19 protein-coding genes and 2 pseudogenes are annotated in these 17,652 nt (G+C 68.8%); 7 read left to right on the top strand and 14 right to left on the bottom strand.

Translation table 11 applies throughout. The features are described 5' to 3' along the window. Window positions 1–111: 111 nt before the first annotated feature. Complete coding sequence (locus ACIRR9_RS50640; protein ID WP_403767198.1) at window positions 112–315, bottom strand: hypothetical protein; 204 nt, start codon at window positions 313–315, stop codon at window positions 112–114. A 485-nt stretch (window positions 316–800) separates the two neighbouring features. On the opposite strand from ACIRR9_RS50640, the gene ACIRR9_RS50635 reads away from it, so the two are divergent. Together ACIRR9_RS50635 and ACIRR9_RS50630 are read left to right on the top strand one after the other, a co-directional pair. Then, window positions 801–1,319 (top strand): hypothetical protein, encoded by a 519-nt coding sequence (locus ACIRR9_RS50635; protein ID WP_403767196.1) that lies wholly within the window; start codon window positions 801–803, stop codon window positions 1,317–1,319. 71 nt (window positions 1,320–1,390) lie between these two features. Continuing rightward, complete coding sequence (locus ACIRR9_RS50630) at window positions 1,391–2,287, top strand: IS982 family transposase (RefSeq protein WP_403767193.1); 897 nt, start codon at window positions 1,391–1,393, stop codon at window positions 2,285–2,287. A gap of 162 nt (window positions 2,288–2,449) precedes the next feature. Here ACIRR9_RS50630 and ACIRR9_RS50625 read toward each other — a convergent pair whose 3' ends face one another. Beyond that, entirely contained in the window at window positions 2,450–2,899 is a 450-nt protein-coding gene (locus ACIRR9_RS50625; protein WP_403767192.1) for a peptidase inhibitor family I36 protein, read from the bottom strand. A gap of 141 nt (window positions 2,900–3,040) precedes the next feature. On the opposite strand from ACIRR9_RS50625, the gene ACIRR9_RS50620 reads away from it, so the two are divergent. After that, on the top strand, window positions 3,041–4,024 hold the full coding sequence (locus ACIRR9_RS50620; RefSeq protein WP_403767189.1) for an ArsR/SmtB family transcription factor: 984 nt from the start codon (window positions 3,041–3,043) through the stop codon (window positions 4,022–4,024). Window positions 4,025–4,086: 62 nt separating this feature from the next. Further along, a pseudogene (locus ACIRR9_RS50615) lies at window positions 4,087–4,350 on the top strand (transposase); the annotation flags it as partial. Window positions 4,351–4,565: 215 nt separating this feature from the next. On the opposite strand, the pseudogene ACIRR9_RS50610 reads toward ACIRR9_RS50615, so the two are convergent. The 8 genes and pseudogenes from ACIRR9_RS50610 to ACIRR9_RS50575 form a co-directional block, all read right to left on the bottom strand. After that, window positions 4,566–4,757, bottom strand: a pseudogene (locus tag ACIRR9_RS50610) (IS630 family transposase); the annotation flags it as partial. Then, a complete protein-coding gene (locus ACIRR9_RS50605; RefSeq protein ID WP_403767295.1) occupies window positions 4,706–4,855 on the bottom strand; it encodes a hypothetical protein in 150 nt (49 codons plus the stop codon). The pseudogene ACIRR9_RS50610 and the gene ACIRR9_RS50605, both read right to left, overlap by 52 nt. Window positions 4,856–4,965: 110 nt before the next feature. Beyond that, window positions 4,966–7,377 (bottom strand): tyrosine recombinase XerC, encoded by a 2,412-nt coding sequence (gene xerC / locus ACIRR9_RS50600; protein WP_403767187.1) that lies wholly within the window; start codon window positions 7,375–7,377, stop codon window positions 4,966–4,968. A 176-nt stretch (window positions 7,378–7,553) separates the two neighbouring features. Next, window positions 7,554–7,889: a helix-turn-helix domain-containing protein gene (locus tag ACIRR9_RS50595; RefSeq protein ID WP_403767184.1), complete on the bottom strand. Its 336-nt coding sequence runs from the start codon at window positions 7,887–7,889 to the stop codon at window positions 7,554–7,556. 4 nt (window positions 7,890–7,893) lie between these two features. After that, entirely contained in the window at window positions 7,894–8,265 is a 372-nt protein-coding gene (locus ACIRR9_RS50590) for a tyrosine-type recombinase/integrase (protein ID WP_403767181.1), read from the bottom strand. Window positions 8,266–8,335: 70 nt separating this feature from the next. Then, window positions 8,336–10,294 (bottom strand): NACHT domain-containing protein, encoded by a 1,959-nt coding sequence (locus tag ACIRR9_RS50585; RefSeq protein ID WP_403767178.1) that lies wholly within the window; start codon window positions 10,292–10,294, stop codon window positions 8,336–8,338. Continuing rightward, complete coding sequence (locus ACIRR9_RS50580; protein ID WP_403767175.1) at window positions 10,287–10,676, bottom strand: hypothetical protein; 390 nt, start codon at window positions 10,674–10,676, stop codon at window positions 10,287–10,289. Before ACIRR9_RS50580 ends, ACIRR9_RS50585 begins: the two co-directional genes overlap by 8 nt. 50 nt (window positions 10,677–10,726) lie before the next feature. Further along, window positions 10,727–11,416, bottom strand: a complete 690-nt coding sequence (locus ACIRR9_RS50575; protein ID WP_403767173.1) for a site-specific integrase — start codon at window positions 11,414–11,416, stop codon at window positions 10,727–10,729. A 48-nt stretch (window positions 11,417–11,464) separates the two neighbouring features. Here ACIRR9_RS50575 and ACIRR9_RS50570 point away from each other — a divergent pair. After that, window positions 11,465–12,273 (top strand): IS5 family transposase gene (locus ACIRR9_RS50570; protein ID WP_403767170.1). Its coding sequence is split into 2 segments (ribosomal slippage): window positions 11,465–11,812 and window positions 11,815–12,273, totalling 807 coding nucleotides; the frame shifts between segments, so codons are not numbered across the junction. Window positions 12,274–12,393: 120 nt separating this feature from the next. On the opposite strand, the gene ACIRR9_RS50565 is transcribed toward ACIRR9_RS50570, so the two are convergent. Then, the gene (locus ACIRR9_RS50565; protein ID WP_403767167.1) at window positions 12,394–12,993 is read right to left on the bottom strand and encodes a TetR/AcrR family transcriptional regulator; all 600 of its coding nucleotides are present in this window, start codon (window positions 12,991–12,993) and stop codon (window positions 12,394–12,396) included. Window positions 12,994–13,054: 61 nt separating this feature from the next. On the opposite strand from ACIRR9_RS50565, the gene ACIRR9_RS50560 reads away from it, so the two are divergent. Continuing rightward, window positions 13,055–13,885: a class I SAM-dependent methyltransferase gene (locus tag ACIRR9_RS50560; RefSeq protein WP_403767164.1), complete on the top strand. Its 831-nt coding sequence runs from the start codon at window positions 13,055–13,057 to the stop codon at window positions 13,883–13,885. Window positions 13,886–14,083: 198 nt separating this feature from the next. On the opposite strand, the gene ACIRR9_RS50555 is transcribed toward ACIRR9_RS50560, so the two are convergent. The 3 genes from ACIRR9_RS50555 to ACIRR9_RS50545 form a co-directional block, all read right to left on the bottom strand. Further along, on the bottom strand, window positions 14,084–15,061 hold the full coding sequence (locus ACIRR9_RS50555; protein ID WP_403767161.1) for a transposase family protein: 978 nt from the start codon (window positions 15,059–15,061) through the stop codon (window positions 14,084–14,086). A gap of 76 nt (window positions 15,062–15,137) precedes the next feature. Beyond that, complete coding sequence (locus tag ACIRR9_RS50550; RefSeq protein WP_403767158.1) at window positions 15,138–15,464, bottom strand: hypothetical protein; 327 nt, start codon at window positions 15,462–15,464, stop codon at window positions 15,138–15,140. A gap of 53 nt (window positions 15,465–15,517) precedes the next feature. Next, the gene (locus ACIRR9_RS50545) at window positions 15,518–15,712 is read right to left on the bottom strand and encodes a hypothetical protein (protein WP_403767155.1); all 195 of its coding nucleotides are present in this window, start codon (window positions 15,710–15,712) and stop codon (window positions 15,518–15,520) included. A gap of 338 nt (window positions 15,713–16,050) precedes the next feature. On the opposite strand from ACIRR9_RS50545, the gene ACIRR9_RS50540 reads away from it, so the two are divergent. Further along, a complete protein-coding gene (locus ACIRR9_RS50540) occupies window positions 16,051–17,469 on the top strand; it encodes a hypothetical protein (RefSeq protein WP_403767152.1) in 1,419 nt (472 codons plus the stop codon). The last annotated feature ends 183 nt before the right edge of the window (window positions 17,470–17,652 follow it).

The following is a 17,652-nucleotide window of genomic DNA, read 5'->3' as shown; positions in this document are numbered from 1 at the left end:
CGGCCAGAGCCACATTCAAATATCCCCATCACCCCGACCCCCGAGTAGTTCTCTGGGCCCCGCGAAGTACGTGGCGGGCCCGGCACGGAGGTCGGGCCCACGCGCCAGCGCCTACGCGGGCTCGCCGCACTCGGCGAGATACGCCGCGTAGTTCTTCCACCATGACGGCCCGGGCGTCTCTCCAGTGAGGTGGTCGACCGAGGAGACGGCCGGCACGTGCTGCCTGTCGAAGGTCAGCCTGATCCGGCTGGCCAGTTCGTCGACAACTGGTGGCTTTCGCGAAAGTCGCCACGCGGCGATCAGGCTACGCGGCACGTGATGCTGTGGGAGCGCGATGCGGATACGTGCCCGCCGTTATGCTCAGAGGCGGCGGGCACGACCGCCACTCGCTGAAGGGGACCGCAGCCCACGCTCGGGTTCCCGGTTGTAGGCCAAGACCGTCTGTCGACTCATCGTGCGCGCTGACCTCGGCCGCTCTCTGCGTGGCGTGCGCGTGGGCCAGCGGGGGCAGGTCACTCATCGGTTCCTTCTTCCCTCGGCGTTCGAAACGTCAAAGGAAGAATGGGACGTGATCGACTCCTGCAGGACCGAGGTCACCACAGTCGGCGTGGCGTGCGAAACACTCGCCGGCGATCATGCGAGGGCCGAACAGCCGAATGGAGACACCCGTTTCTGCCCATGATCGGCCGGACAAGTCCTAGACGAATAAGTCCGATGTCTGACGGTGTGCTGTTGGCGCCACGGCATAATGATCAGCAGGGCGCTGTCGAGGAACGCCGGTGCCGCAACGGGGAGTTGATATGCAGAGCACGAATGGTTTAGCCACCCTTGTCATAGCCGTGGTGGTTGTCGGCCTGGTGGTGCGTCGGCAGCTGCGCACCCGTCCGGTGCGGCGATACGGCTCGCTGATCGGACCCGCGATCCTCGGTCTCCTCGGCGCCGTGGGGATCGCCTTCGGTATCGCCTCGGTCGTCAAGTACCGTGCGCTCCCCGTACCGTCCCTCGTCCTCTTGGTGGCGAGTCTGGGCGTTGCGGCGGCGCTCGGAGCGGTCAGAGCCCGGACCGTACAGGTCTGGTGTGGGCCCGAGGGAGAGGCGCTGCGCAAGGGTTCGGCGGCGACGACCGGACTGTGGCTCGCCTCTGTGGGCGTACACATCGGTCTGGCCCTGTGGATCGACCACGCGGCCGGAGCCGGAATGCTGGGAACCGCGTCGCTTTACGCCTATCTGGCCTTCGGCCTGGGAACGCAGAACCTCTTGGTACGTGCCCGCGCCGCCTCTCTGCGCCCCTGCGGCTGGAGCACAACTCCCGCCGCGTAGCTCGTCAAAGGAGTGGGTTCCCTGCTCGACGGTGTGTCTGGGAACGTGAAGAGGGCGTCCAAGATCGTTGCGTGAAGAACGAGGACCTGGACGCCCTGCTGACCGCACTGTACGTAAAGATCGACGACGAGCTGGAGGCGGAGCGATGGATGGGCTGCCCGCCGCAGTTGAGCGATGCCGAGCTGATCACGCTCGCGGTCGCGCAGGCGCTGCTCGGCTTCCGCTCCGAGGCCCGGTGGCTGCGGTTCGCCCGCAAGAACCTCGCCGCGATGTTCCCGTACCTGCCACAGCAGTCCGGGTACAACAAGCGGCTCAAGGCCGGGTTGCCGCTGGTCAAGAAGGTGATACGGCTGCTCGCAACGGACACGGACTTCTGGTTCGACAACCACTGGATCGTGGACTCCACACCGGTGGAGTGTGGCCGCTCCCGGCCGACGGTGAAACGCTCGGAGATTGCCGGCTGGGCCGGATACGGGTACTGCGCCTCCCACTTGCGGTTCTTCTGGGGTCTGCGCCTGTACCTGGTGTGCACGCCGACCGGCATGCCCATCACCTGGGCACTCGCGAACCCGAAGATCGACGAGCGGGAAGTGCTGGCCTCGATGCTGGACCGCGAGCCTCATCTGGCCACCGGCCGCCCGGGACTGCTGATCATCGCGGACAAGGGCTTCGCCTCCAAGGAGTTCGAGAACGACCTTGCGATGCGAGGCGCTGAACTGCTCCGGCCCTCGTTCAAGCGGGAGAAGAAGCGCAAGGGCGAGGGCTTGCTCAAGTCGGTGCGGCAGCTGATCGAGTCCGTGAACGACACCCTCAAGGGGCAGTTGGACCTGGAGCAGCACGGCGGACGGACCTTCGAGGGCGTCGCCGTCCGTGTTGCCCAGCGCGTCCTCGCCATGGCGGCCGCGATCTGGCGCAACCACAAGACTGGCGCCCCGACCACGCGGTCGCTGGTCGCATTCGATCACTGAATACATCGGACTCATTCGTCTAGGGCTGCGGAACTGGGTGCAGGCGGTGATCTGCGCGTGCGAGGCGGGGCTCGTGACACCGGGGCCGTGACATGCCCGCCGCGAGCGGCGCGGGTCGGCAGATCCCGGCGTTCCGAGGCCCGCCGTTCCGTCATCCGCCGGTCAGCAGATGGACGACCAGCGGTGCGAGCGGAGCTTGTAGTTGAGGTTCGACCAGGTACCGCCGTGCTGCGCGATGAAGTAGCAGGTGGTACCGCCGTAGTTCGCACCGTCGTAGAGAACGACCCAGTCGTACGAGGACGACGTGCCGTTGTTCTTGGCCGACCCGACGACCTGGTTGTCGGCCCAGGAACACACGACGGGAGCGTTGTACCAGTCCGTGTCGGCGTTGCTCCACGTGCACCGGCTGCCCGTGCCGGCGGTACCGGTCCAGATGCACAGATCGCCGCTCGGACAGTCCCACGCCGCCTGCGCCGAGGCACTCGCCGAACTCGGTGCGATCAGGCCCAGGGCCGCCAGGGCGAAGGTGATCGCCGCGGCGAAGAGGGCTCTGCGGCCCCGCCGGGGTGTGCGGCCGGACTTCCAGTCGTGCTCCTTCGCGTACGAGGACATCCCGTGGCCTTTCTCGTGGAGGGTGCCAACTGGCCAACCGCTGGCGGGAATTCATGTTCCTGGGCTGGTTATGTCCCTGTCATCCTCATGCGAGTGCGATGACACTTCGCAGGTCGACAATGGGGGCCGACGGGGAAACGGATGCTCCGCTTTCATTTCACGCAGGAGGACCTCACCAAGGTCAGAGTGGCGACCGAGCCGCACGCGCTCTGGGAGATCGCGGTCAGTCTGCACCGTCTCCAGACCCGTGAAGGCCGCTGGGCCTACGCGCCCTGGTTCCGCACCGCGTGCGACTCGTTGCGGCGGGCCGGGCTCGAACGGACGGTGAAGTCCTTCCTGTTGCCGCTCTTCCCGCGCGCCAGCTACTTCCCCGACTTCCTGACGCCACCGGAGGGCACCCACGGGCTGGACGCCGGTCTTGAGGCCGTTCTGGCGACACCGTACGAGCGGGTCGCGAGCGAGGTCGGCGTGCTCACCCGGACCGTCGGTGCCCCGGCCTGGGCGGGCCGGCTCACCGAGCGGGACATGCGCGAACAGCTCGTGGACGCCCTGCGCGCCTACCACCGCGCCGTGATCGCCCCTCACGAGGAGGCCATCCAGGAACGTCTGCACGCCGAGCGGTCCCGGCACGCCCACACCCTGTTCCGCGCCGGGACCGAGGGCATGCTCAACGGACTGAGCCCCACGATCCGCTGGCGGCCGCCGGTCCTGGAGATCGATCCGTATCCGGACCACCGCGACGTTCACCTCGACGGGCAGGGGCTCCTCCTGATCCCCTCCCACTTCTGCTGGCACACTCCCGTCGCCCTGGCCGACCCCGGGCTCCCGCCCGTTCTGCTCTACCCCCTCCACCACCGGCCGGAGACGGAATCGCACACCGGCTCCCCGCCCCTGAGCGTGCTCCTCGGCCCCACCCGCGCCGCGATCCTGAGAGCCAGCGCGACCGGCTCCACCACCACCGAGGCCGCCCGCCTGGCCGGTGTGACACCCACGACGGCCAGCCATCACACGGCCGTCCTGCGCGACGCGGGCCTGATCACCAGCCACCGCCACGCCAACACGGTCCTGCACACCCTGACCCCGCTCGGCGCCGCCCTGCTGCGCGCGGGGCGGGGCAGCCACTGATGCCGGCTCCCGACACGCTTGCCGGCAGCGGGAATTCTCCCCCGCGGGAGTGAGGGGACGGCTTGTGGGAGTTGGCAGGGCCCTTGCTGCCGCCGGCGCGGGTTCGTCCGCAGGGCGGCGGGGTCGCGAACATCGATGACGAGGCGCTCTTCGCCGCGATCGTCTACGTCCTGGTCAGCGGCCGTGCATGGCGGGCGTTGCCGCCGTGCTTCGGGGCGTCGAAGTCGACCGTGCACCGCCGCTTCGCCATCTGGTCCCGGGCCGAGGTCTGGGGGCGCGCGGGCAGGGTCGGCTGGGGCAGGTTGGTGATGGTCACGCGGCTCCTCGATCGGCATGGGGCTGTGGCCGACGCCGGGCCGGTGGGCGGTCAGAACTGTGACGGTGCCGGGTGGGGCAAGGCCCCTATTGGGACACACCCGCCGATCCGGTGGCAGCGAGCACCGCCCGGGACCACAGGCCGACAGATCCTGAACAAGCCAACTGGGCCAGTTGTCCCACGGGTCAGATCCCTGGCCCCGGACGACGCACCCCGATTTTCACAGTTGTCCCATACCAGCACCAGCGGGGCACCGAGCTGCTGGTGGGCCGCGACCAGCAGGTCCCGAAAATCCGTCCAGGCGAAACTGCGGCGCCCGGCCTTGGTCACACCGCCGTGCGGGTCGTGAAAGAGAGGCCGGCAAATCAGGCGGGACCGCTCGCCGGGCCAGTAGCAGCACAAGGCAGCCACCGAGATCCGTCCCCGGGAACGTCCCCTACCCGGGTCCAGCCGTGCCGGTGGAGCATCTGCGCGATGGCCAAGAGGGACATGGTCTTGTGGAACCGACGGCCGATCAGCGTCCTGATTCTCGACAGCGTCCAGGTCTGGCCGGACCGGTGTGTGGGAGGCGCCGCGGGGCGCGCACACCCCTCGCAGCACTATCTGAAGCCACCGCCGGAGCGAGCTACGGAGTGATAGAGGTGATGAAAACGTCGTAGAAGTCGATGGTCGCGGCGTCGTCGCTGACGTGACCGTTGTTCCTGACGACGATGTCGAGGAAGTGGCTCGTCGTAGGTTCAGGAGAGTCGCTCTGACTCCGCGTGGCCATCTGTGTCACCTCGGCAAACACGGGCCTTCCCGAGCCTGAGCCTGCCTGGACAGTGGCCGTGATCGCGGCGCCGCCGAGACGATCATCCGGGCCTACCATGAAAAAGACCGTCCCGTCGGGCGGGATGGACTGTGGTTCTGGGCGGACCGAAAAGCATGTGACGTTGGCCATGATCGCTCTCCGTCCTGTGGTCGGAATCTGCTCGCTGACCTGGAGCCACGCGAGCGCCACGCCCAGCTCCAGGATCGGGCCATAGCCAGGCAGGTGCCACTCGACGTAGTGGCTGCTGCTCACGCTCACGGTCCGCCGCCGCCTCGCTGCCCTGTCGGTCCCCAAGGTCGTAGCTCTACGGGGCGATGGGGCCGTTCTTCTTCTCCGGGTGTGCGGACAGGACGTAGCGGGTGGCGGCGAGGTTGGAAGGCCGAAGAGCTCCATGAGGCGGACGGGGTCAGCGCTGTGTCGGGCTTCGTCGTAGATCCGGTCCACGCGCAAGGCGCCGGCCCGCAAGCCGAGCCGTTCGAAGGTCTTCCGGACCACGCCAGCGCTGATGGGCGGGCCGGAGTCATCGACAGCGGTGTTGCGGGTGACGAAGAAGTGGGGGTTGGAGCTGTCGGGCCAGCGCCGGTGGCGTTGCAGTTCCCATGCCGTGGCGAGTCGCAGGGTGAAGGCATCGAGGTAGACGAGGTGGTCCATGCGCCCTGGCCGTCGCAATCGCAGGCGGCCCTTGCTCCGGTCGAGGTCGGTCCGCAGGAGGCGGACGAGTTGTCCGGGGAGGAGGGCGTAGACGGCGACGAGGGCGGCCATGAGCCGGTCGCGGGGGTCGTCGACTTTGTCGAGGAGTCCGGCGAGGCGGTCGGAGGGCAGCGCGGCGGGCAAAGGCCGGCTGACGGTGAGGGAGACGCCGCGGGCGGGGTCGCGGAAGATGAGGCGTTCGCGTTTGAGGGCCCTGAACAGGGAGCGCCGTGAGGTGTCCAGGCGGCGGGTCTGGTCTCCGGTGAGCGGGTCGAGGGCGGCCTCGATGTGTTTCTTGGTGATCTGGCGGGGGTCAGTGAGGCCGTCAGCCGTCCATGCTTCGAGGGTGGGCAGGACGGCGACCACGTAGTTCTCGACCGTCTTGGGGCTGCGGGGCCGGCTGGACGTGCTGCCCTGACCGAGGAGCACGTCGATGAACGCGTGCAGCGCGGCGGCGAAGGCCGGGTGGCTGACCGTGGAGGCGTGTTGCCGGGCGCGTGCGATGCAGGGATCGCTGGGTGGTTGGGCTTCGAGCAGGCCGCGCAGGCGGAGGTAGTTGACGACGCGGGGGCCGTGGAGGGTGGTGCGCATGGAGGCCAGGGCCCGGATGTCCGTCTCCTGGATGGGGACCTCGGCGCCGAGGTGTCCAGTGACGATGCGCAGGGTGCGGACGCTGCCGCTGAAGGAGTCGGTGTTCCATCCGCGGCCGCGCATGTAGGTGATGAAGTCGGCGACCAGGTCGGCGGCCGCCGCCGTGAGGGCGGGCGGCCGTGTGGTGTCCAGGAGGGTCCAGTCTCGCGGCGGTGCCGGGAACAGTTCCAACTGGGCGGGGTCCAGGAGGTGCTCGGACAGGCGGCGTTGGACCTCGGCCTGGGCGCGGGCGCGGCGGCGCTTGTGGGCGAAGCGGCGGGTGGGCCCGGTGCGCCGGGGAGCAACGAGGCGACGGGAGGGTGCCGGGGCGAGGAGGCCAGCCCGGTCCAGGGCCTGCCCGAGGACCGGGCCGCTGTAGAGGAGGTCGTCCAGGGCCTGGGCGGCGACCTGCTGCTGGTCGGGGTCCCGGGCCGCCAGCGCCAGGCGGGCGAAGCCTTCCAGGCGCCAGATCCACACCGTCCGGGCCCGTACCCGGCGCTCGTCCGCCATCAGCCGCAGCTGCTCGGCTACGGCCTCGAAGCCGGAGATGGAACGGTCGGTGATGCGGGCCGCGTGGGTGCGGGAGAACTGGCGTGCCGGGGTGGGGAAGAGCCCCAGTTGCCCGGGGACCTGGGGCGGGCAGATCCGGGGATCGTCCTGGACCGGCTCGGGGAACCGGGCCCGCAACCACGAGGGGACGTTGTAGCGCCGTCCGGCTTTGGCCTGAGGCATCCGCACCGCACGCGCCTCGGGCAGGGTGATCCCCTCGATCTCCAGGGTGAGCTGTCGGGGCCGGCCCGGGGCGAGCGCTTCGTCGTGGAGCTCGGCCCAGACCCAGGGGTCGTCCTCGCCGAGGCGGGCCGCCAGGAGGCAGGGCCCGCACACGCCCGCCCGTGTCACTGGCATGCTCCAGGCGCACCGTCGGCATGGCGCCACGCTCCAGCCGCTCCGGCCCAACGTCACGCGGTACCAGGCCCGCGCGCACCGCAGACACATGGTCTTCCCGTTCACTCCGCCCCAGCCCGCGCGTGTCCCGCACGAGCCGAGCAGTCCGAAGCCCCTGATCATCGTCAGGTCCCGTTTCAGTTCGGGGGCAGTGGGCGTCGGGACCCGCTGCCACCGCCGGGCCGTGGAATCGGGCGCGCCGGGCCGCTCTCGCCAACGGCCCGCTGCTCGCTCTCGAAACGTCCTTCGGCGGCCGCCACCGGCTCGGCTTCCATCAGGTCCGCGACCGTGCACTGGAGTGCGGCGCAGATCATGTCGAGGTCCTCCAGCCGGACGGTGACCGGCTTGCCGGACCACAGGGCGGCCACCTTGCTCAGGGACGGGGTGAACCTGACCTCCCGGAAGGCTGCCTGCACCTGGGTCGGCCGCCAGATGTCGCGCTTGGCCGCGGCCCAGCGCAGGTTCCACTTCAACGGATCACGCCTCCGCGCTCAGCCGGCGAACTGCTCGCCGGGAAGACTCCAGACTGGCCCGCTCCGGATCGCCCTTCGCGGTCGCGAGATACCCGACCGTGGTGGAGGCCCAGACATGACCGAGCAAAACCTGCACATCCCACAACGGCATACCCTGCTCATAGTTGTGGGTCGCGCACGAGTGCCTTGTGTCCGCAGAGGCCGTGTGCGGACAACCTCGTGTGCCGATTGAGCAGGCTGCCAGGGCGAGGCCCCACCGGCGCTTCGTCGAGTCCGCCGGTAGCTGGTCTGGCCAAGTTGCATAACCTCGTCCTCGTCCTCGTCCTCGTCCTCGACGGAGCGGACGGCTAGGCGATGGCACCGCCGGTGGGGGCATGCGTGAGCGCGCCGGGGTCGGGCGTGTTGAAAGGGTTCTTGAGCGAGACGCGGGTTGCGTGAGCCTGAACTCAGTTCTGCTCGCTGATGTCCCTCACCAACCACCTTTGGAACTCGATGTGCCGGAACTGGTACGACCTACCGGCGACGCGCAGGAGTCCGGCGTGATGAGCCCAGTCCAGGAAGCGGGCCAACCGGAACGGCAGGCGCTTACGTGCCGCACAGACACCCAGGACGAGCAGGTAGCGCACCGTCGCCTGCGAGGCGATGAAGACGGTGGCCAAGGAGACCGCGAACGCCGTCGCGGGGTAGGGCAACAAGACCACCAAGGCGAGACAGGTCACGAGGGAGGTAAAGGTGAGAACGGCATCCCGGCGGAGCGGGTCGCGAGGCCGGACGGCGTCCGCGGTGTCGGCGAAGCCTACGCTCCTCGCGGCAGCGGTACCCAGGGAGATGGCCACAGCGAAGAACACGCCACTTGCCAGAACGCCGCCGCCGTAGAGGGCCGGTGCGAACCACCATGCCGGTGGTGGGCCGAGCAGGAGATTGGCGGTCAGCAGAACGAGGAGCAGGGGCAGGCCCATGAGCCCTCCGAAGGCCAGTCCGTACACGAAGTTCTTTCTGAACGTGTCGCGTGGCTCAGTCGAAGCTGTCTTCGTCCACAGCCGTCCCAGAGTCAGCTCCATCGGCCGCTCATCGACCATGCACCGGCCACCGAACAGGAGAAGGATAAAAAGCTGGGCCCCGGCGGCAAGGACCAGGTCACGGGCGCCCCAACTTCTCGCCCGCAGACAGGTGAGAAGGAACACTGATTCGGCCAGGGACACTCCCAGGACATAGTGCAGGGAGTTCACCAGACGGGTCCCGGCCATCGATGACAGTTGATGGAGATTGATGTCCGTGGCGGACCCGCCCTGTCTGAACTGCTGCTGTAAGTGCTCTGCCAGCCTGGTCAGCCACAGGGACGTACGGTGTGCGTCGTGGCCCCGGCGCGGCATGGCGTCTACGGAAGCGGGGATGAAGCGGGTCAACAGCAGACGGTCGGCGTCCGCCTCGTCCCGGCAGGTGAGCAGCTCAGCCGGGTCTACCCCGCCTCGATAGACCGTGGTGGCCAGAGACAGTCGCCAGGGAGTCGACAGGATGTGCATCAGCCGGTGCGAGTCGGCGTCGATGACCCGCGCCCATGCCGCCTTCTCCGCCGGCGGCCGGTAGGCCAGTTTCGCTTCGAGATACTCACGGACACGTTGCGGCTCAAGCGTGTCGATCAGCACCGTGGTGGCGTTGACCAGGCCGCCGCTGTGTTCCACGACCCTGTCGTAGTGGCGGCTGCGGCAGGTAAGGACCATGGGGGCGGGTCCCTGACCGTCGTGGTAGCGATTGAGTTGCTCCACCGCGGCCGCCGCCCGTGTGCCGTGCTCAGGGTTGATGTCCAGTTCGTCGAGTCCGTCCAGGACAGGTGTGATCAGACGGCTGGTCACCAGCGCTCTGGCGACCCGGCGGCGCACCCGGTAGTTCTCGGTGATCCGACGGGCGAGCCACTGCTCGAAGGGGACGTCAGGATCCCACCCGGACAGACCGACCCGGACCGGCACAGCAGCCCCCGAGGGCCGGCGGTCCAAGAGCCGGAGGGTCAGTTCCACCGTGAGTACGGTCTTCCCGGCTCCGGCCGCACCGGTGATCACAAGACGCTGATGCGGAGCAGCCCGGTACACGTCGGCGATGGTGTCCAACGTGCCGCGCAGTTCACCGGTCGAGCTGCGAAACGAGACCAGCTTCCCGTCGAAGGAAAGATCCGCCGCCGCCCCTTCCACACCCAGCAGCCCCAGCCTCGTCGACCGCTCGGCGGCCCGGACTCTGTCGGCAAGAGAGTCCGCCAGCCGTTCCAGCCGGGTGGGCGAAACGATGTTGTTGAAGATGTTGAAGATATTGGTCTGCGGGCCTGACCCGGTATTCACCGCACCGTTGATGGTGGTTCGGTCGAAGCTGGTGCGGAATTGCGCAGAACGGCCGTGATTCCGGTCGTCACTCATGAACGCTCGGGTCGCTTCTCGTTCCGTAGGTGAGGCCGTACGTGATCTGAGCCCCCGAACCGGTGTTGACCGGGCCGTTGATGGTGGTGCCCCGGAAGTGGGTCTCGGTGTGAACCTCTTCCGCCGGGCTGGCCAACTCGTCCAGAACGATGCGGAGTCGACGGGCGGCATCGGGGTCGTCGGCGAGCAGCTGGCCAAGCCGGGAGCGCCACGCGGCCTCCAGGTTGTCGGCGGTCGCTGGGTCCATCGCCTGACGAGCTGCTACCAGAGTGGTTCTGGAGCGCTCCAGTTCCTCGTCCACGTCCGTGCTCTGATGTCCGAAGAGGGCTGCGAAGCGGCCGCGTACCTGTTGCCAGCCGTCTGTGACCATCAGTCCGATCAAGGTCGTCGCACCTGAGGAAGCGAGCGCCGTTAATTCGGCATCCATGTGCCCTACCGCCTCTGCTCGTTCACGAATGAGATCGTGCCGTGTCGGCGTACGCAACGCAAGGCGCTCGAGGCGGGGACCGAGCTCAGCGTGGCCTGACCGACCGGCTGCCGCGTGTCTACGTCGGCCACCTGCCGCGAAACTACCACTTCCCGGAGCCAGCTCTGCCGGAGGCGTCGTTCAGAATCATGATCGCTACCAATAGAAGCACTACACGTCTGAGCGCAAAGCACCTCCTCAAGCCACCAGCCCCGTTGGAGCCAATCGCCACACGGAAACCAAGCAGAGACAACGTGTCGCAGGAGATGCGGGAAAAGCTCGCTGACCGGCCCCCGCAGATGCTCTCGCGAGGCCATCTTCAGTGCGCGCCGGAACGTGTCGGGCACCACCGGCGGCGCGAGCAGGCCGTCCATGCCGGCCAGGGACTTCGCCAGCCGCTCCGAAGGGAACAGCGGTGCCCGTGGATCGGAGGGGTCGTCGGGGAACTCGCCGCGTACTTCCTCGACGTACCACCACAACAGCTCACGCCCCTCCTGGAAGAGGAAGGCTTCGCGGTCACGGGGGCCGGAGCCGCCGGCGCCCTTGCCGTGGACCAGGAACCGGCCCCACTGCCCGTTCTCCCAGTGCACCTCCCCCAGCTGGACCGGGCACAGCTCCGCCGCCCGGACGCCGGAGATGTACGCCAGCTTCGACATCACGTAGACGCCATTTCAGTTGGCGTGATCTTGCGGCGGTCTGGGGTGATGACTGCTGTGCTTGTCGAACGGTTGGCGCCGGAAGACTTGTGGGAGTTGTTCCAGCGGGTGGTGCCGCCGGCCCCGCAACATCCGCAGGGTGGTGGGCATCGTCGTCGAGGGGATCGTGAGGTGCTGGCCGCGATCATCTTCGTGGCCACTTCGGGCTGCACCTGGAACCAACTGCCCCCGGGCTTCGGCCTGTCGGGCGTCACTGCCTTCCGCCGGTTCACCGAGTGGACAGAGGCCAGGGTGTGGGCCAAGCTCCACCGCCTGGTCCTCGACGAACTCGGTTCCCGCGGCGGGCTGGACTGGTCGCGCTGCGCGATCGACTCCGTCAGCGTCCGGGCCCTCAAAGGGGGCAGCTGACGGGACCGAATCCGACCGATCGAGGCAAGAAGGGTTCGAAAATCCATCTCCTCGTCGACCGCGGCGGCCTGCCTCTGTCCCTCGGGATCTCCGCCGCGAACCTCCACGACAGCCAGGCCCTGATCCCGCTGGTCCGCGGCATCCCACCCATCCGCTCACGTCGCGGACCCCGACGCCGACGGCCTGGCAAGCTGCATGGGGACAAGGGCTACGACTCCCGGTACCTGCGGCTCTGGTTGTCCTCCCGCGGCATCCGGCACCGCCTCGCTCGTAAGGGCATCGAGTCGTCCCGACGCCTGGGCCGGCACCGCTGGGTCGTGGAGCGAACCGTGTCCTGGCTGTCCGGCTGCCGACGCCTCCACCGCCGCTACGAGCGCAAGCCCGAACACTTCCTCGCCTTCACCGCCATCGCCGCGACCCTCATATGCCACCGCCGACTCACCAACTGAAATGACGTCTTAGCAGCACCTGTGGTCGGTGGTGGTGAGTCCCGGGAACTTCTCGGTCATCCGGCCTCTTCGCCTCTTGGAGGCAGCGCGATCCTCCAGTCACCTGACCGGTGGCCCGACCTACAAGTGTGGTGGTGGCAAGGCGCCGGCGATGACGGTGGTCACCATCTTGCGGATGGCGGTGGTCTGCGGCGGGGCGCTTGTCCGGTCGGCGAACAGCAGGTGTCCGGCCCCGACGAGAGTGGGGGCGAGTGTGTCGATGTCGGCGCCACCGGCCAGGCGTCCCAGCTCCCGCTCGGCGGTGAGGTATGCGGCGATCATGGCGGTGCCCTGCATGGCCAGTGGGATGCCGGTCAGACCGGCCTCGCGCAGCCGAACACGGAGGCCGTCGCGGAAGGTGATGAGCGCGACGATCGCCACCGTGACCGGCCCGAACAGGTCCTGCAGTGCGTCTGTGAGGTTGTTCACCACGCTCCCGGTGCCGGCGGCCGCGCGCAGAGTCGTGGTTCGGTCCTCGATGCCGCGGACGCGGTCGAGGACGAGTTCCGCCAGGAAGGCGTCGAAGTCGGCGAAGTGCCGGTGCAGCACACCCTTGGCGCAGTTCGCCTCCTCCGTGACCGCCCGGCTGGTCAACGCGTCGGGCCCGTCCCGAAGCAGAACGCGCTCGGCGGCTTCGAACAACTGGCCGCGCACGTTGTGGATGTGCACCCCTGACGGCATTGTCTCCCTTTCCGCGCTGCCCCGCCTTAACAAGTGGGCAACCGCCCATTAGTGTGGGCGCATGCCCACTTTATCGCAGGGACAGCCGGACACATCCGGCCCCGAGCCCCACCGCCACCGACAGACGGCCGAGTCGTTCGGCGTGGACGCCGAACGCTACGACCGCGCCCGACCGCCGTATCCCCAGGCCCTGGTGGACAGGATCGTCGCGGCAAGCCCCGGCCGGCACGTCCTCGACGTCGGAGCCGGGACCGGCATCGAGGCCCGGCAGTTCCAGGCGGCCGGCTGCACGGTGCTCGGTGTCGAGCCCGACGAGCGGATGGCCGCCTTCGCGCGACGCAGCCGCATCGAGGTCGAGGTCGCCAGGTTCGAGGACTGGCAGCCGGCCGGGCGGCAGTTCGACGCGGTCATCGCCGGCACCGCCTGGCACTGGGTGGACCCCGTCGCCGGCGCGGCCAAGGCGACCCAGGTGCTCAGGCCCGGCGGCCGACTCGCCCCCTTCCACCACGTCCCCCAGCTCCCGGCCGAGGTGATCGACGCCCTCGCCGAAGCACTCCAACAAATCGCCCCCGATTCCCCGTTCAACCCCGGCCTGCTCAGAGGCTCGGCCGTGGACGCATACCAGCCGCTGTTCGCGAAAATCGCCGACGGGATCCGGCAGACCGGCAGCTTCAGCGAGCCGGAACAGTGGCGCTTCGCCTGGGAGCGCACCTACTCCCGGGAGGAGTGGCTCGACCAGCTCCCCACCTTCGGCGGCCTCACCCATCTCCGCGCGGACAAAATGGCGCAGGTCCTGGACAGCGTGGGAACCGCGATCGACAAGCTCGGCGGCCACGCCACCATGCCCTACACATCCGTCGTGATCACCGCGACCCGCTCCCCTACGTCCTGACCGCCGCAAACGTCGGGCGTCGCCGGGCAGGAGCAGACTGATGCGCTCGGCGACGCCCCCTGGGAGACGTGGCAGGTTCTCCGGCTCCTTGTATCGGACCTCAGTCCAAGGGTCGGTCCCAGCGGACGGGACGATTGCCAACGAGTAGCCGCACGATGGGGATTGGAGCGTGCCTGCCTGGCGTTTCGGCTCGGGATTTCAGCAGGCCGGTCGGCGGACGAGGACAAGCTCGGTGCTCGGCTTGCGAGCGCTTGGTCGTGTGGCGGACCGGTCGGAGACCAGGGATCCGATGGCGGCTATGACTTCGGGCAGGTCGTCGCGGCGGCCGATCCAGCGTTGCAGTGGCCGCCACCGCTTCGGCTCGGCGATGGCGTGCTCGACCATGATCCGGTCGGAGGATTGGCGGCGGCGGGCGTGGTCGTAGGCGTTGCGCTGCGAAGGTCCGGCGTCCTGACTGGGCTTCTTCGGCGAGCCGCTGACCTGGCCGGGGAAATCTCGGACCAGTCCGAGGTAGCCGGAGTCAACCTCGACTTTCACCGTCGGGTGCAGCCGGAGTTGTTCTTCGGTGCCCTCGGTGCGTATCTGGGTCACGTCGTGCATCCGCCCCGGGCGGATCGCACCGAGCCACAGCTCCCGCCCCTGCCCGTCGCTGATCATTGTGGCCTTCCCGGTGTTCTGCCGCTTCTTGCCGGACACGAACGCCTTACGGCCGGGACGGTTTGCCTTCGGCCGTCTGACCTGCACCTCGGTGCCGTCGATCCGCAGCGTGACGCCTTCGGCCTTGGCGTAGGCGAACACGTCGGCCAGAGTCCGCAACCGCACGGCGGGCCGGTTCGGGACGGCGAACCCGCGCGCGGCCAGCAGCGGACGGATCTCGCCGACCGCCCGGCCGATCGTGGAGGCCGAGGTCGCGAACAGCACCGCCGGCACCCGGTGCGACAGCGCCCAACGCAACGCCACCAGCGTGACCAGCACCCGGTCGACGAACGCCAGTTGGTGGTCCGGTCCCGCACCGGCCGCCCGCAGCCGACCGTGACCGCGCCGCTCGCCCAGCTCGGACTCGCGTCGGGCCTGCCACGGCTCGGCCAGCTCGGCGACAAGGGCACCCAGGTGTCCCTTCGAGATCCCGCACAGGGCAGAATCAGAGCAGGCCGCGCGGGCCCATCCGGTCTTCACAAACCGAATGATCCCGCGCGGTTCTTCGTGTCCGGATACCGGGGCGGGTCTGCCGGGTGCAACCAGCCGTCGGGACTCACCGCGGCGGCGGTGTGGTCCCCCTCCGCGAAGCGCGGGCCGCGAGCGACCGTACTGCGAAAACAATGGTCGCGGCTGCGGCAGCCATTCCGATCAGGAACGCCACGGTCATCCCGTTCCCGGTCCACCCACGCAGCCGTGCTGCGCTGTTGGTGGTGAGCATGACTCCCATACACAGCAGCATCGGCAACTGCCGGTCGCCCGCCCGCCGCTTCACGCGGCCCGGCCGGTGGCGCAGCGCGAAGAACGCTGTGGCCTCGAGAAGAAGCCCGACCCCCACAGCGAGGCCGAACCAGGCCGAACCCGTAGCGAACATGTCCGCCATGATCAAGCCGCCACTACCGAAAGGGCAAGAGCGGCCGAAGACCTATCGTGCGGCTACTCGTTACAGTTGCCGCGGGTGACGACGGAGCCCGGCTCGAAGCCGTCGGGGTGAACGGCGGTGCGCTGCTGGACCGTCGTGCCGGCCGCGGGGTGGGCGACGGTTGCCGCCTGGGCGGGCGCCGCCACTGCGAGGCCTCCAGCCAGTGCGGCAGCCGCCGCGTACAGAGTGGCCCGCTTGTGTGTGTTCATGTTTCGTCCCTCTCATTGCTGATGAGATGCCTGGACACCGAGCACGGAGAACGACTGGCCGGCTCGGCGTTCTTTCCAGTGCGGGGCGCCGTCGCCCACCCCCGTGAGGCGACGGCTGCTCCCCGCACCGGCGCCGCTGCAGGGCGGCACATCACCGAGTTCAACGGTTCCGGAATTGGATGGGCAGCCGGTCTTGCCACCCTGATCAATGGCTGCACCGCAGGTCACGGGTATGGCATTGCGGCGCTGACCAAAGAAGGCGCCTTTGGTTGCCCTCCAGTCACGGGCGTGCGTAGCGTGACGGGCCGTCGCGCCGCGTCCACGGGGGAGGCGGGCGAGTGGTGGGGGTGCTGTCGATGCCGGGGCGTCCGGAGAGCTCACTCGATCCGAGTCAGGGACCGGTGCAGCGGTTCGCTGCCGAGTTACGGAAGCTGCGCGCGGAGGCCGGCAGGCCGCCGTACCGGGTGATGGCGCAGCGCACCGGGCAGGGGGCAAGCACCCTGTCGCAAGCGGCTGGGGGTGAGCGGCTGCCGACTCTGCCGGTCGCCCTGGCGTACGTGCGTGCCTGCGACGGTGATGCGACCCAGTGGGAGGAACGCTGGCGCGAGGCGGCCTATGAGACCGCGGCCGAACTTCGCCCGCAGGACAAGGATGCCGAGCCGCCGTACCGGGGACTGGCCCGCTTCGAACCCGCCGACGCCGATCTGTTCTTCGGCCGCGACCAGCTCACCGACCGCATGCTCGAACTGACCCGCTCCCGCCGGTTCACAGCCGTGTTCGGTCCGTCGGGCAGCGGCAAGTCCTCGCTGCTACGCGCCGGCCTCATCCCCCGACTGCGTACTCCGGCAATGACCACGCCTCCTCCCGCGGCCCTGCGCGTCCTGACCCCCGGTGCGCATCCCCTGCGCACTCACGAGCAGCGCTTCGAACCGAAGGACGCCGAGGGCGACACCTGGCTGATCGTCGACCAGTTCGAAGAGCTCTACACCCTCTGCCACGACCCGGCCGAACGCGACCAGTTCATCGACCGCCTCCTGGCCGCCACCGACCCCGCCAGCCAGCTACGCGTCGTCATCGCCGTGCGCGCCGACGTCCTCGGCCGCTGCGCCGAACACCCCGCCTTGACCAAGGCACTGCAGAACAGCACCGTGCTGGTCGGGCCGATGACCCGCAACGAATTACGCGAAGCCATCATCAAACCCGCCCAGAGCGTCGGCGTGATCGTGGAACGGGCGCTGACGGCGTCCATTCTCGATGAGGTGGAAGGCGAGCCCGGCGCGCTGCCGTTGATGTCCCACGCCCTGCTGGAGACCTGGCACCGCCGCAAAGGCCGCGCCCTCTCCAAGGCCGCGTATGAGGGGGCCGGCGGCCTCCACGGCGCCATCGCCCGTACAGCCGAGGACGTCCACGCCAGCCTGAACCCAGCGCAGGCAGAGCTTGCCCGCGGCATCCTGTTGCGGCTGATCACGCCGGGCGAGGGAATCCCGGACACCCGCCGCCCCGTCCAGCGCGAGGAGTTCGGCTTCGGCGACCCCGCAGACACCAGGATCGTCTTGGAGCGGCTGGTCCGGCAGACGACCACTTCTTCGAACCGCGCTTGCGGGACAGGTCCGTCGGCGCGACGTCGACCGACGGAAGTGTCCGGACACGTCGGTCGACGAACCGGAGGTGCCACCGCGGGGACCGTGGAGGGTTTGCGGACGAATTCAGCGAGAACGACACGGCTCCGCCCCCTCACGCTCGGCGCAAAGCTATGACGTCGCAGTGGACGGGAATTGAACGAGTCCGGGACCTGGTTCCGGGTGGCCTTCACAGATCATCCAGTCGTCGTCAAGCCCGTTCGGTCAATCTGAGCCCGCGGAGGACGGATGACTGGGGGTTGCGGATGGTGTCGGACGAGGAAGCCGACGTGGTGGTGATCGGGTCGGGTATGGGCGGTC

The organism is Streptomyces sp. NPDC101234, from assembly GCF_044767525.1.
GTDB classification, from domain to species: Bacteria; Actinomycetota; Actinomycetes; order Streptomycetales; family Streptomycetaceae; genus Streptomyces; species Streptomyces sasae.
This window is presented reverse-complemented; position numbering and strand designations above follow the sequence as displayed.

Coding starts and splice junctions, on each gene's coding strand:
- ACIRR9_RS50635 (WP_403767196.1), top strand. CDS start 801: ATGCAGAGCACGAATGGTTTAGCCACCCTTGTCATAGCCGTGGTGGTT.
- ACIRR9_RS50625 (WP_403767192.1), bottom strand. CDS start 2,899: ATGTCCTCGTACGCGAAGGAGCACGACTGGAAGTCCGGCCGCACACCC.
- ACIRR9_RS50620 (WP_403767189.1), top strand. CDS start 3,041: ATGCTCCGCTTTCATTTCACGCAGGAGGACCTCACCAAGGTCAGAGTG.
- xerC (WP_403767187.1), bottom strand. CDS start 7,377: ATGCCAGTGACACGGGCGGGCGTGTGCGGGCCCTGCCTCCTGGCGGCC.
- ACIRR9_RS50590 (WP_403767181.1), bottom strand. CDS start 8,265: ATGCCCCCACCGGCGGTGCCATCGCCTAGCCGTCCGCTCCGTCGAGGA.
- ACIRR9_RS50585 (WP_403767178.1), bottom strand. CDS start 10,294: ATGAGTGACGACCGGAATCACGGCCGTTCTGCGCAATTCCGCACCAGC.
- ACIRR9_RS50575 (WP_403767173.1), bottom strand. CDS start 11,416: ATGTCGAAGCTGGCGTACATCTCCGGCGTCCGGGCGGCGGAGCTGTGC.
- ACIRR9_RS50565 (WP_403767167.1), bottom strand. CDS start 12,993: ATGCCGTCAGGGGTGCACATCCACAACGTGCGCGGCCAGTTGTTCGAA.
- ACIRR9_RS50560 (WP_403767164.1), top strand. CDS start 13,055: ATGCCCACTTTATCGCAGGGACAGCCGGACACATCCGGCCCCGAGCCC.
- ACIRR9_RS50550 (WP_403767158.1), bottom strand. CDS start 15,464: ATGGCGGACATGTTCGCTACGGGTTCGGCCTGGTTCGGCCTCGCTGTG.
- ACIRR9_RS50545 (WP_403767155.1), bottom strand. CDS start 15,712: ATGAACACACACAAGCGGGCCACTCTGTACGCGGCGGCTGCCGCACTG.